General features: G+C 43.7%; 13 protein-coding genes. 9 read left to right on the forward strand and 4 right to left on the reverse strand.

Annotation, left to right across the window (positions count from 1 at the left end):
• Positions 1-14: 14 nt before the first annotated feature.
• Positions 15-263: a DUF3297 family protein gene (locus tag SPEA_RS17255; protein WP_041411606.1), complete on the reverse strand. Its 249-nt coding sequence runs from the start codon at positions 261-263 to the stop codon at positions 15-17.
• A 281-nt stretch (positions 264-544) separates the two neighbouring features.
• Between SPEA_RS17255 and SPEA_RS17260 the strand changes: the two genes are divergently transcribed.
• The 3 genes from SPEA_RS17260 to nhaD all read left to right on the forward strand — a co-directional run bounded on the left by SPEA_RS17260 (position 545) and on the right by nhaD (position 4,450).
• The gene (locus tag SPEA_RS17260) at positions 545-1,132 is read left to right on the forward strand and encodes a GNAT family N-acetyltransferase (protein ID WP_012156484.1); all 588 of its coding nucleotides are present in this window, start codon (positions 545-547) and stop codon (positions 1,130-1,132) included.
• A gap of 325 nt (positions 1,133-1,457) precedes the next feature.
• A complete protein-coding gene (locus tag SPEA_RS17265; protein ID WP_223296521.1) occupies positions 1,458-2,603 on the forward strand; it encodes an NRAMP family divalent metal transporter in 1,146 nt (381 codons plus the stop codon).
• Positions 2,604-3,022: 419 nt separating this feature from the next.
• Positions 3,023-4,450 carry a sodium:proton antiporter NhaD gene (gene nhaD, locus SPEA_RS17270; RefSeq protein ID WP_012156486.1) on the forward strand — a complete coding sequence of 476 codons (1,428 nt, stop codon included), beginning with the start codon at positions 3,023-3,025 and terminating at the stop codon, positions 4,448-4,450.
• Positions 4,451-4,518: 68 nt separating this feature from the next.
• On the opposite strand, the gene SPEA_RS17275 is transcribed toward nhaD, so the two are convergent.
• On the reverse strand, positions 4,519-4,785 hold the full coding sequence (locus SPEA_RS17275) for a hypothetical protein (protein ID WP_012156487.1): 267 nt from the start codon (positions 4,783-4,785) through the stop codon (positions 4,519-4,521).
• Positions 4,786-4,928: 143 nt separating this feature from the next.
• Between SPEA_RS17275 and SPEA_RS17280 the strand changes: the two genes are divergently transcribed.
• A complete protein-coding gene (locus SPEA_RS17280; RefSeq protein ID WP_012156488.1) occupies positions 4,929-6,341 on the forward strand; it encodes a class I SAM-dependent methyltransferase in 1,413 nt (470 codons plus the stop codon).
• On the opposite strand, the gene SPEA_RS17285 is transcribed toward SPEA_RS17280, so the two are convergent.
• Both SPEA_RS17285 and SPEA_RS17290 read right to left on the reverse strand, forming a co-directional pair.
• A complete protein-coding gene (locus tag SPEA_RS17285; RefSeq protein WP_223296522.1) occupies positions 6,290-8,029 on the reverse strand; it encodes a sulfatase-like hydrolase/transferase in 1,740 nt (579 codons plus the stop codon). The genes SPEA_RS17280 and SPEA_RS17285 overlap by 52 nt on opposite strands.
• A 531-nt stretch (positions 8,030-8,560) precedes the next feature.
• Entirely contained in the window at positions 8,561-9,667 is a 1,107-nt protein-coding gene (locus SPEA_RS17290; RefSeq protein WP_041411056.1) for a M20/M25/M40 family metallo-hydrolase, read from the reverse strand.
• Between the two features lie 228 nt (positions 9,668-9,895).
• Here SPEA_RS17290 and SPEA_RS17295 point away from each other — a divergent pair, with 228 nt between their 5' ends.
• The 5 genes from SPEA_RS17295 (at position 9,896) to mnhG (ending at position 12,537) form a co-directional block, all read left to right on the forward strand.
• Entirely contained in the window at positions 9,896-10,330 is a 435-nt protein-coding gene (locus SPEA_RS17295; RefSeq protein WP_012156491.1) for a dCMP deaminase family protein, read from the forward strand.
• A 543-nt stretch (positions 10,331-10,873) separates the two neighbouring features.
• The gene (locus tag SPEA_RS17300) at positions 10,874-11,305 is read left to right on the forward strand and encodes a hypothetical protein (RefSeq protein WP_012156492.1); all 432 of its coding nucleotides are present in this window, start codon (positions 10,874-10,876) and stop codon (positions 11,303-11,305) included.
• Between the two features lie 79 nt (positions 11,306-11,384).
• Positions 11,385-11,918 carry a Na+/H+ antiporter subunit E gene (locus tag SPEA_RS17305; RefSeq protein ID WP_012156493.1) on the forward strand — a complete coding sequence of 178 codons (534 nt, stop codon included), beginning with the start codon at positions 11,385-11,387 and terminating at the stop codon, positions 11,916-11,918.
• Positions 11,918-12,214, forward strand: coding sequence for an MrpF/PhaF family protein (locus SPEA_RS17310; RefSeq protein ID WP_041411057.1), 297 nt, complete (start codon positions 11,918-11,920; stop codon positions 12,212-12,214). Before SPEA_RS17305 ends, SPEA_RS17310 begins: the two co-directional genes overlap by 1 nt.
• The gene (gene mnhG, locus SPEA_RS17315) at positions 12,211-12,537 is read left to right on the forward strand and encodes a monovalent cation/H(+) antiporter subunit G (RefSeq protein ID WP_012156495.1); all 327 of its coding nucleotides are present in this window, start codon (positions 12,211-12,213) and stop codon (positions 12,535-12,537) included. Before SPEA_RS17310 ends, mnhG begins: the two co-directional genes overlap by 4 nt.
• The last annotated feature ends 1 nt before the right edge of the window (position 12,538 follow it).

A 12,538-nucleotide genomic window follows, 5' to 3' on the forward strand; every position in this document is an offset into this window, starting at 1 on the left:
AAGAGCCTAGAACCTTACTTATAGAAAGCTTCAACTTGACCTTTTACAGTGATCATTAGCGGTTGACCACGACGGTCTAATGCCTTGTGCGAAGGCACTTTTACCCAACCTTCGCTGATGCAGTACTCTTCAACATCAAAACGCTCATTACCGTTAACCTTGATACCGATATCGTGTTCAAAAATTGCTGCCACGTGGTGTGGGCTACGTGGGTTAACAGAAAGACGATCTGGTAGAGCTGGTTGTGCTGTAGTGTCGGTCATATTGGTGGCCTGTAATAAAATAGCAGTCATTAAAAACTGCAGTAAACAAAAAGTGCGCTATTGTAGGCAATACGCTGCATATGCTCAAGTGAAGAAACGCTCAAAGCAAGATTAAAAGCGCTGCCTGTTGGCGGCATATAACTAGATTATTAGTTCAATGTGCGCCACATATCAAACTTCAAATACAAGCCTGAGTTTGCTAGCTAAAAAATACTTTCAATTGCTATAATTGCGTTCTCTTAATTAACAATATTCAACCAACACCTCACCTGTCGCTTCTTATGGCTAATAATCTCGAAAAATATACTTCAGCAACTCAAACTCTGTGCGCCTCATTTACCCTTGAAAATGCCTATATATCACCTCTCATAACTGCAGATATAGCAGCACTAAAAGCGATTGGCATGCACCCTGATATTTGGCGATTTGCGCGATTTCCCAAAGAGACAACTGATGCTTTTGACTGTTATCTCAAAAGAGTACTGAGCGAACCCAATAGCTTACTATTTACAATAAGATGCGGCTCAACACATAAAGCCATTGGCTTTACACGACTAAAAAATATTAATTTAGCTGAAAAACGTGCAGAGATAGGCACTTGGCTCACTGGTGAGTATCAAGGTAAAAAGCTTAACCGTTATATTAAGCAGCAAGTATTAAAAGTAGGATTCAACATCCTACAGCTAGATGAAATCTACTGTTATGTGACTGAAAACAATCAGCCATCAATTAAAAGCCTGCTCGCATTTGGCTTTCAAATTGACGCCAACAAGCAGCGTTTATCTCCGACCCAAAAAGGACTGTTAGAGATCCCCCAGCATTATATTTTTATAACTGCTGCACAATTTAACTCATTGAATAAGCCGTAATGATACTGAGCAGTTGCTTAAATTAATCGAGCAGCTGCAAATGCATCAATAAACATCTGAATTTTATGACGAAACGGTTGACTTACTTTTGAGGAGTCATTAATATCCGCCCCCAGCAAAAAGCAGCCCGCCGCGGCACCTTATCCTAAGTTTTTTTGCTTTACATCAGCTGATCTCGGTCAGTTGTTTCTCTATTTTTATAAATTGAGAGATAACTATTTTTGAGAGCAGAATGACTACCCAAACCACCTCCGCGAATGCGTCAATCACAACTTCCCCGCCCCCGTCTTGGAAGAACAAAGCTGTTCTTAGTGTTGCCTTTTTAATGGCGACAACATCTGTTGGGCCCGGATTTTTAACGCAAACAGCTGTTTTTACCAATATTTACAAGGTAGATATGGCATTCCCTGTTTTTGCCTCTATGTTTATCACTTTCGCTATTGTGATGAACCTATGGCGCATAGTGGGAGTCTCGGGTCTTCGCATTCAAGACATAGCCAATAAAATTGCACCTGGCGCGGGATACTTTATTGGTATTTTGCTGGCACTGGGCGCGGTCGCTTTTAACTTCGGTAACGTCAGCGGCTCGGCGCTAGGTTTAAACGTACTAACTGGCGTCGATACCACATGGGGCGCACTGTTTACCGGTGTTGTGGGTTGCTTACTATTTGTGGTTCACAACGCATCAAAGCGAATGGATCAAATGGCTCGCTATCTGGGGCTGTTCATGATTATCTTAATCGCTTACGTCGCCATGACCAGTCTGCCACCTATGGGCGAAACATTAACCGCGGCCGTCATGCCAATGAACATCGAAAACTTACTGCTACCCACTCTGACGATAGTTGGTGGGGCCGTTGGTGGTTACTATACTGGCGCGCAAAGACTGGTTGATATAGGCCTGCAAGGCAAGGAGCAGATTGGTGCGATTAAGACAGCGGCCTGGGCTGGGATCTCGATTGCTGTCGTTATTCGCATTTTACTTTTCCTTGCGGTATTTGGCGTAATTGCAGCGGGGGGCGTTTTAGATACGAATAATCCAGCCGCCGATGCATTCAAACAAGGCGCGGGCGACTTAGGTTACTTTATCTTTGGATTGGTGCTGTTCGTTGCATCAATTACTTCAGTTGTCGGTAACTCCTATATGGCGACATCACTGATCAAGACCCTATTCCCAGTAGTTGAGCGCAACGAGAGAAACTTCTGCATTGGTTTTATCGCACTCACTAGCATAGGCACAGTAATGATGGACATGCCAATCCTATTGTTGATGTTGGCAGGCTTAATCAATAGTCTCATCCTGCCTGTCGTACTCGCATTTATGCTTATGGCCACTCGCCGCAAAGATATTGTCGGTGATTACAAGCACCCACTTTACCTGTCGATCATGGGGGTTGTGATTGTGTTAGGAATGGGCATAGCAAGCTTTAGTAACGTCGGTAACTTTATCTCTAAGTTTATTGGCAGCTAAACTTACTCGTCACAAAGAATATCAAGTCAAGGCTAGTAGCTAAGAGTATCGAGGCAATTCATTCCGGCGCGGGACTATCTAACCCGCGCCTTATCGACTAATTTAGCCGACGGGTTTAGTCTACTGATTTAGTCACAAAAGCTACTTTTAAAAGTTTTATTTCAAACAATTGCCAACCCAGATCTCCTATAAATACCAGTATCAGCAGAATATCCCACCAACACACACTTTGAGTTTGTTCATAAACTAAAGTACTAGCAATAAACCATCTATTACGCCTGTATTGTTAACTGCAATCACGTTAAAATACGCAACAAATTCCACACCATCACTTAACAATACGCAGTTCGTCAATTTTGTTGAAGTGATAGCGCATTGCTCTAAAACTACTTAATGCCTTCAAGGAGTCGAGAAGTCACATGAAAGTCAGTCAATTAATTTTAGCCATAATATCCTTAGGGCTAGCAAGCCCCGCCTTTGCCAGCGAAGCTGGATTGGATTTAACGCAATCGGGTGTAGGTTATGCAGCGTTAATCATTTTTTTTCTGGCTTATTGTTTAGTGATGGGAGAAGAGTATTTACAGCTGCGTAAATCAAAACCTGTACTGTTAGCGGCAGGTATTATCTGGCTGATGATAGGTTTTGCCTATCAGCAACAAGGCCAAGTTGAAGTGGCGAAACAAGCCTTAGAACATAATTTACTGGAATACTCTGAGCTATTGCTGTTCTTACTGGTGGCAATGACCTATATCAGTGCGATGGAAGAAAGGCGCCTGTTTGATAGTCTGCAGGCATGGATGGTGAGTAAGGGGTTTAATTTTCGTACCTTATTTTGGCTCACTGGCTTCCTATCTTTTATCATTTCACCTATTGCCGATAACCTGACCACGGCATTGTTAATGTGTGCAGTGGTAATGAAGGTCGGTGGCAGCAATGTAAAATTCATCAATATTGCCTGTATCAACATCGTCGTAGCCGCGAATGCTGGCGGGGCCTTTAGTCCATTTGGCGATATTACCACCTTGATGGTCTGGCAAACTGGCTTAGTGAGCTTTATGGAATTCACAGATCTGTTTATTCCATCGCTAGTTAACTACATTATTCCAGCAATCATTATGTCGTTCTTCGTACCTAAGACTAAGCCGGATTGCGCTAATGAACAGGTCGAGTTAAAACGTGGCGCCAAACGGATTGTCGCGCTATTTATTCTAACTATCGCCACCGCGGTTAGCTTCCACGCCTTAGTACACTTCCCGCCAGTTATCGGCATGATGATGGGCCTAGGCTACCTACAGTTCTTTGGTTTTTACCTACGTAAAACGCTGCCTCGCTCACTAGAAAGAAAGAAAGCCGTTGCCTTAGCCAATAAAGATGAAGCAGCACTAAAACGCTTAGGTTCAGTGGTGCCATTCGATGTATTTAAACGCGTATCCCATGCAGAGTGGGACACCTTACTGTTTTTCTACGGCGTGGTGATGTGCGTAGGCGGTTTAAGCTTACTAGGTTATCTCGGCATGGTATCTGATGTGATGTACAACCAGTGGGACCCGATTTGGGCTAACGTAATGGTCGGCATACTCTCGGCAATTGTGGATAATATTCCAGTGATGTTTGCGGTACTGACCATGCAACCAGAGCTGAGCTTAGGCAACTGGTTATTAGTAACATTAACTGCAGGTGTCGGCGGAAGCATGTTATCAATAGGCTCAGCTGCTGGTGTAGCACTAATGGGCGCAGCTCACGGCAAATACACCTTCTTTGGCCATCTAAAGTGGATGCCGGTTATTGCACTAGGTTACGCCGCAAGTATCCTTTGTCACCTATGGCTTAACGGCGACTTGTTTTAAGCGTTTCTTTTAATTAACAGTGCTAACAATAAAGCTCGGCCTAGGCCGAGCTTTATTGATTTCACCATTTAGTTTTTCCCTTCTTTATCCGTGCCGACCTCATCTGTTTCATTATTTTGTGGATTAAGCTTCTTGTCATTTTTACGTGCACTGAACAGGCCGATAAATTTATCCCACCAAAGCCTTAAACTGGCAAACCCCACTACTACAGAAGCTATGATAGCCTGAAGAATGATGCTGCCAGTTCCTGGGTCTAAATAAGCATAGGCTGGCATACTTAGCATGACTAAGGCGGCAGAGATGAAAACTTTTTTCCCTATTTGGTAGCGCTTCATTTCGGACTCTCCTGAGCTGAAAGTCGATTGAGAGGGTATTCTTGAATATAGTTAGGCATCTACCATTGAGCAAATTGCAAATGAGCTATAGTGATATCTGAGATTATTTATTTTTTAACTAACTTCATTAGTGGGTTATTTCTATGGATGAGATTGAGGTACATAGGGCTTCGTTTCGAGATAACAGTGGCTTTATCTTCAGTAAGCAAGGAAGCTTGTATCGACAGGTTAACTCCTCCTATAAAGAGGAGTTCGATGCTTACGTTGAAAGTGGCCTACATCAAGCTCTGGTTAATAAAGGCTATATCGTCGACCATGAAGAGATAAGCCTAGATGAGCATTGCAGGGACAACGTACATAAAGTCATTAAACCTGTGCTGATCCCCTACCTTACCTATCCATACGAATGGAGCTTCAGTCAGCTGCAAGATGCGGCAAAGCTGACCTTAGATATTCAATTATTAGCCTTAGATTTTGGTTTTACGCTCAAAGATGCCAGCGCCTTTAATATTCAGTTTTACCAAGGTAAGCCTGTTCTTATCGACACACTCTCATTTACCCGCTATCAACAAGGCCCTTGGGTTGCATACCGTCAGTTTTGCCAACACTTTTTGGCGCCATTGCTATTGAAGAAGTACTGCGATCATCGCTTGGGGCGTATGACAGAACTCTACATAGATGGAGTACCACTCGATTTAGCCAGTCGCTTACTACCACGCCATACTTGGTTTAGCTTCAATGCACTGTCACACATTCACCTGCACGCTAAAATGCAATCGAGATACAGTGCCAGTGGAGATTCTGCTAGTCAGCATATCGAAAAAGCCAGTTCGAAAATAGACATAGGCAAACTTGGCGCGCTAGTCACAAGTTTAAGGGCTTATGTAGCAGGATTAAGCTGGTCATCGGCGAATACCGAGTGGGGTGACTACTATGACAATACCAACTACTCGCAAGCCTCAATGCTAGGTAAACAGGAGATTATTGAAAGCTATTTGAAGGATTTCGACAAGCCTATCTCACTGTTAGCCGACCTTGGTGCCAACAATGGACACTTCAGCCGCATAGCCAGTAAGTACTCACACAGGGTCATTTCTTTCGACTTTGACGAACTCGCGGTTGAACAGAATTATCTTAAAGTCAGGGCCGAAGGGGACGAGCGTATATTGCCTGTGGTGTTAGATCTATTTAACCCTTCACCGTCGATAGGCTGGGCTAATGAGGAGCGCAGCGCTTTTGTTGGCCGAGAGAAGTTCGAAGTGATGATAGCCTTAGCATTGATCCACCATCTGGCCATAGGCAACAATGTACCACTTAACAAGATTATTCAGTTGCTACACAGTCTGGTTAGCGATTATTTAATTATCGAGTTTGTTCCCAAAAGCGATTCACAGGTAGAACACCTGCTAGCAACAAGAGAAGACATATTCCCAGACTACCATGAGCAGGGCTTTGAGCAGGCTTTACAGGGATACTTTACTATAATGCGTAAGGACACAATACCTCACTCAGTCCGCACACTATACTGCCTTAAGCGCAACTCGACGTTAAGTTGATCGGTATTGTAGCCCATCTCTTTAAGGTGGGTGACAATCATCCCATACGCTAACATGGGCTCTAAATCGACATCTGGACATGTAGCGGCTTTAGGGTGAACTCTTTGCTGGGAAAGCAAAGGTTGATGAATATCGTTAATGTCCATGGAATATAAAATGCCACAATACGCCATAGATATGGTGCCCAAAGAGTAAAAAGGCGGCTTTAAATTAGCTGCAACCTTCCAGTCCCCGGCATTGGTTAACTGTTGCATCGAAGAGGTGACGATGAATATTGGATAGAAGTCGTTACCTCGAGATAATAGACTATGACCGTCCATCCATTGCGGCGGCGTGACTCCCAAATAGGATAATACGGTTGGCGCAATATCCACTCTCTGAGATGCCTGAGTTATTGTGCCTGTATGCTCTTTATTCGGGTAACGTATGATCAAGGGCAGAGTTTCATTTACACTGTGGCCTTTGCCGTGATCGCTGCTGAATACCAACAGGGTATTATCCAGCTCACCTAACTCATCTAACAGTTGGTATATTTCTCGACTATATGCATCCCATTGATAGATTGCGTTGTCATAATGATCAACCATCCAATGCTCATCTTGCTGCTTTGTTTCGGTAAAAATAGCTTCTTGATAGTCAAATTTGCTCCCGTGTGGGCCGAGCAAATGTACGTTTGCAAAAAATGGTTTGGGAGCCTGTAGAATTTGCTCCTTCAATTGCTTTATACGGCCAATATCCGAAAGATGGGGCGCAGCATCAGCACCTTGATGGATCTGCTTACGTGGATTAACCATAGAGGTATAACCACTCAAGTGCGCCAATCGTTGATAGAGCCGCAGCCCATTTTCTTCGATAAACTGCACCATAGTGGGCCAACGCAGTAGAAAGAAATGCTTTAGTTGTGAGCCTTGTTGATTCAATTGCCTATGATTTGCGTAATCGAAGGCATTACGCATCTTCAGATCTTCCGAGTCGATGTAATGCCTCAAGGTAATATCAATATTATAATATCCAAGCCCTCTCAATATTCCGGGAAGATGCTGAAACATATCTTCTCCTTTAAAGGTATCTGGCCTGAAGATAACCTTGGTCCGAGTTGGATACTTGCCAGTCAATAGCGCTCCAATTGAGCCTGTCGTTTTAGATGAATTAGTCCAATGATTTCTATAGATAAGGCTCTCATGGGCGATACTGTCCATAAATGGTGTGGTGACCCGTTGATAGCCATAGATAGACATGTTGCTGCTATTAACCCCGTCAGCACCTAAGAAAATAATATTGGGTAACTTATCCCTCAATGGTGTAGCACTCACGGCAGCAGTACTTACACCTAGCTCTGTAGAAAGTGGTTGATTGTACGATACCACTAAGGAGACCGATGAGAGACCGAGTAATATCAACATCAACTTAAGCAAAGACCCGCAATACTTGCCGATGACCCCGTCAGTGGAATTAGCCTTGGCGAGCTTGTCTATGAAGTAGATGAAAAAGAGGAAAATGATAATCCAATAGTAAGCTTGAAAAGCAAAGGTTGAAGCTGAGTGTGAGGCGATACCAAACAGGGTATATGAGAAATTATCTAGCATTAAAAATGCCGTCCCCGTCAAAACTATTGCAGGAATAGCATAGCGAGCCAAGTTAGAAACAGCCTTAGGCACTGCTTTCATGCTAGCTAAGAGAGTCGACAATAATCCCAATATGCCTACTGCAGGTAGAGTAATAGTAATGAGAGGTAAAGGAGCGCTGAAGAGTAAGGTCAAGTTGTCAGTGAAGCTCAAATAACTAAGCATTGAGGGTCGAGAGAGGAAGAATAACCACTCCATGAAATAATAGAAGTAACAACTCAACCCCGTTAACACTAACAAGCTAACCAAATGTCTGAGGTTGCTAGTATAGCCTCGCATCATTTAATCCCTTAATGTGAGCAATCTTGGTGCGCTGTGATATCGAGTCCGTTAAGTTAACGCTCTGCTAGCGCTCTTTTATATCAATCAGTATTAGCATTTAAATTACCGTAATAAGTATAGTTGGAGATCTGAATTTACACTGACCAATGTCAGTACAGGCAAGTTAACTCCCGCCCCTCGCCTAAAACATCAAAAACAAATGCTTAAGCACAAGAAGGTAAACAAGCTGTCTTATATGAAGGGGCTAACCGTTATCGCGAAGTATGATTGTAATGAAAACAAGGCCGGCGACTAAAGCCGGCCATTGTTATGTTAGCGGGTCAGATAACAGTGAACGAATTCAGTGATTGCGGCCAAATCGGCTACCGCGATGAACTCATCAGTGGTGTGAACTTTCGACATCCCCGTCGACAAGTTAACCGTCTTTAAGCCATTCGCGTTAAAGATATTGGCGTCAGATCCACCGCCAGTAGGTTTAGTCATAGCCTCAATGCCTATGGCGGCAAATGTATTTTTAACCTCAACCACATGGGCGTCATCATCCGCAATATGATAAGCGTTATAAGAGCGAGTCGAATCAATCTCAACGCTAGCGCCATGCTTTTGCGCCGCCGCCTCAAAGGTCGACACCATATGCGCCACTTGCTTTGCCAGCTTGTCATCATCGAGTGAGCGCGCTTCCGCCTCAATATACAGCTCAGGCATCACGATATTGGTTGCCTGGCCTCCTTGCACTACACCAATGTTAGCCGTGGTTTCATCATCGATACGGCTCAACTGCATTTTGCTGATGGCATCTGCAGCAACCGTTAACGCGTTAATCCCAGCCTCAGGCTCAAGACCCGCATGGGCAGGTTTACCCTTGATGGTCACTTTTAGGCTTTGCTGGCCCGGCGCCGTGGTGATAATGGTGCCAATAGGGCCGCCAGAATCGAGCACGATAGCTTGGCTAGATTCAATCTTACTGATATCAAAATTCTTAGCACCATGCATGCCACGTTCTTCATACACAGTAAACGCCACTTCAATGGTTTTATGGGCTTCGCCGCGCTCTTGAATGCTGCGAACCGCCTCCATCACAGCCGCAATACCCGATTTATCATCGCCGCCTAGAATGGTGTCGCCTTTAGAGCGAATAATGCCATCTTCAATAATCGGTTCAATACCAATACCCGGTGTCACAGTATCCATATGGCTACTGAAAACGATGCTGCCTTCAAGTGAGCCGGTTAACTTGCCATAGATATTAAAACCGTTAGTGATCTCGCTAGGTACAGCAAGTTGAGTCACCTCAAAGCCCAGTTGACCGAGCTGCTCTGTTAGCACCTCTGCCACCGCTTTTTCATTGCCTGATTCACTGTCGATTCTCACCAGTGAGATAAAATGTTCAACGAGTCTTTCTTGATTAATATTTGGCATCAGTGTGCGAACTCTTTTTGCGAAACGAACAAAGATCATAAACCTTAGTAGCGCACTGTATCGCTGGGTTACATCAAAGAAATGCTAGAAAGAATAAGTGATCACTAACTTAGAGTCATTTAATTGCTTATTGATGGGTTATATGTTGATTTATCATTGTTCTGCATAGAGAATAACAGCTAGTTTGAGCGGTTTATTCAATGGTATCGATTTAGGAGTTTTAGTTAGATGATGACAAAATGGGCGACACGTTTTTTACAGATGGCCGAGCTCGTTGCATCTTGGAGTAAAGATCCCTCCACACAAGTGGGCGCAGTGATCACCGAAGATAACCGAATTGTCTCATTAGGTTTTAACGGCTATCCCCATGGGATCTCCGATAGCGCCGAAACCGACAACCGAGAGATGAAGCTACTCAAAACCCTGCATGCCGAAGAGAATGCCATTCTCTACGCTAAGCGCGATCTTAGTGGCTGCGAGATCTGGGTGACGCATTTTCCCTGCCCTAACTGCGCCGCCAAGATAATCCAAACAGGATTAAGCACAGTCCATAGTCCACAACCAAGCGAAGACTTTCTGTCACGCTGGGCGGATAAGATTAAAATAAGCCAAGATATGTTTGACCAAGCAGGGGTTAAGGTTGATTGGATGCAGGCAGACTAATACAAGTGGACGAACAAAAGCACCGCTTAACATGATTAAAAAGGACGCTGATTAGCGTCCTTTTTAATATAATGAGCTTAAACATAGTTAAACTAGGTTTAAGCTTAAAAGTCGTTAAAAGCCACGATATAGGCATGATTTTACTTAAGCCAAAAACCCCTCGCTTTTAAATTAAGTCAGCCCCCAAAGCTTAAAACAGACTTAAAAATAAGCGCAAACAAGCTTAACTTAACATAAATTGAAACTTAACTACCTTCCCCTTCGGCATCAAATCAACACCGAAACAAAAAATCAACACCAGAAAAACAACAGCTTGAATCAACACCTCGCTATTTCCGAACAATGATGCAACAATATCCGAGTTTACACTAGCTAGCGATTTACTCTTAACTGTTAAGGTCAGTGAGTGACTAAACCTAACAATAAAAATATGATTTCTAAGTCGGGATGAATTGTTAATCTAATATTGTGCCACTCAAAAAATAACCGCCAAGCAAGCATTTATGACTCTCGATTCAGTCATTACATAAATAAGGATTTTAAATGAAGAGCAGCCAGTTATTAGTACTACTAACAGTCGCCTTATCCTTTTCGTTGTTTGCAGACTCAACAGTTCCTACAAATGAAGAACGAGCAGTACTTAAATCTTGTATTGCACTTAAGAATACCCCTGAAGAGCTCTCAGACAACTCCTGTGTTTATTATATTCAGGGATTTCTGGCAGGCTCCTTAACCACAAAATCAAATTACGTCTTACGTGAAACATCGGGCGTATTTTTAGATAGAGCCTATCGAACCAGAGTAGGAAAAGTGACTTCAAAGGAACAACCGATACAGTTGTGCCTGCCTAAGGATGAAAATATCGAGCAGTTAGCAGAGCGCCTCGTTGGACACTTGTCGTATCCAATTGACTCGATGCTGTTGCTACACACACAAATTTTAAATGCTCTCGCTGTGGAATCATCATGTTCATAAGCCACTGAAAGCCATAGATGAAATGTAATGACAAAACATAACCCCTCAACCCAATGAACCTATTGGTAACGGTGAGAAAATGAGCATAAATGAAGATAAGTTATTAGATAAATTAGCACCCGATGAAAAAACGAGATTACTGCCAAGGCACGCAGTTAGCCTCTGCTTAACCCTGTCTATTTTCTGGTGGATTAACTCAAATTACAGTAACCCACTACTGCTGTCACTTGGGGCCGCTTCTATCCTGCTTGTGCTCTATATCGCACATAGGATGAATGTAATCGACTATGAGTCTCTACCAATTCACCTTTCTGCCAAAATGCCAGGCTACATGCTATGGCTAGCCAAAGAGATCATTATCGCTAATATTTCTGTGGTCAAACACATTTGGCTTGGCAATAGCAGCATCTCCCCAACTCTCGCCACAATAGACGCCACTCAGCGCACAGATCTTGGCAAGGTTATCTACGCCAACTCCATAACCTTGACGCCGGGTACCGTCGCGGTGGGCTTAGTCGATGATAAAGTCATCATCCACGCCTTGAGCAAGGAAAATATCGATACCTTAAAAGCCGGCAAGATGGATCGCCGGGTCACTGAATTGGAAAAATGATGTTAACTGCAGCCACTATTGCCATTCTCGTTGTCATGCTCCTCGCGATCATCCGCTGCATCGTGGGGCCATCGCTATACGATCGAATCTTAGCATTCAATATGTTTGGCACTAAAACGGTGCTACTTATCTCTGTGCTGGGCTTTTTAATGGGTCGACCCGAGTTTTTAGATATCGCTATCGTATACGCCCTGATCAACTTTATCAGTGTTATCGGCGTACTACGCTTTTCTGACTCTGTTGAGTTCAATCAACAACATCAAGAGCAAACGTCAACCAAGGAGGGTAAACAATGAATCTCTTACTCGAGTTCGCGAGTGGATTGTGCTTATTGCTCGGCTGTTTTCTATGCCTATCTGGCGGCATTGGCATCTTGCGCTTCCCAGATTTTTATACTCGTATGCACGCGGTAGGGGTCACCGACACCTTAGGGGCAGGCATGATCCTCATCGGCTTGATGCTACAAAACCCACAGGGAATAGTACTACTTAAGTTGATGATGATCTTAGTGTTGACCCTATTGATTAACCCCGCTGCAAGTCATGCTCTGGCCAAAGCAGCCCTGCGTAACAACTTACACCCGCAGCTTGATGAGTCAAGCAACAAGGGAGGGAACTAGC

This window comes from Shewanella pealeana ATCC 700345, from assembly GCF_000018285.1.
GTDB lineage: Bacteria > Pseudomonadota > Gammaproteobacteria > Enterobacterales > Shewanellaceae > Shewanella > Shewanella pealeana.

Coding starts and splice junctions, on each gene's coding strand:
- SPEA_RS17265 (WP_223296521.1), top strand. CDS start 1,458: ATGGCGACAACATCTGTTGGGCCCGGATTTTTAACGCAAACAGCTGTT.
- SPEA_RS17260 (WP_012156484.1), top strand. CDS start 545: ATGGCTAATAATCTCGAAAAATATACTTCAGCAACTCAAACTCTGTGC.
- SPEA_RS17275 (WP_012156487.1), bottom strand. CDS start 4,785: ATGAAGCGCTACCAAATAGGGAAAAAAGTTTTCATCTCTGCCGCCTTA.
- SPEA_RS17300 (WP_012156492.1), top strand. CDS start 10,874: ATGAAGAGCAGCCAGTTATTAGTACTACTAACAGTCGCCTTATCCTTT.
- SPEA_RS17305 (WP_012156493.1), top strand. CDS start 11,385: ATGAGCATAAATGAAGATAAGTTATTAGATAAATTAGCACCCGATGAA.
- SPEA_RS17310 (WP_041411057.1), top strand. CDS start 11,918: ATGTTAACTGCAGCCACTATTGCCATTCTCGTTGTCATGCTCCTCGCG.
- mnhG (WP_012156495.1), top strand. CDS start 12,211: ATGAATCTCTTACTCGAGTTCGCGAGTGGATTGTGCTTATTGCTCGGC.
- SPEA_RS17255 (WP_041411606.1), bottom strand. CDS start 263: ATGACCGACACTACAGCACAACCAGCTCTACCAGATCGTCTTTCTGTT.
- SPEA_RS17295 (WP_012156491.1), top strand. CDS start 9,896: ATGATGACAAAATGGGCGACACGTTTTTTACAGATGGCCGAGCTCGTT.
- nhaD (WP_012156486.1), top strand. CDS start 3,023: ATGAAAGTCAGTCAATTAATTTTAGCCATAATATCCTTAGGGCTAGCA.
- SPEA_RS17280 (WP_012156488.1), top strand. CDS start 4,929: ATGGATGAGATTGAGGTACATAGGGCTTCGTTTCGAGATAACAGTGGC.
- SPEA_RS17290 (WP_041411056.1), bottom strand. CDS start 9,667: ATGCCAAATATTAATCAAGAAAGACTCGTTGAACATTTTATCTCACTG.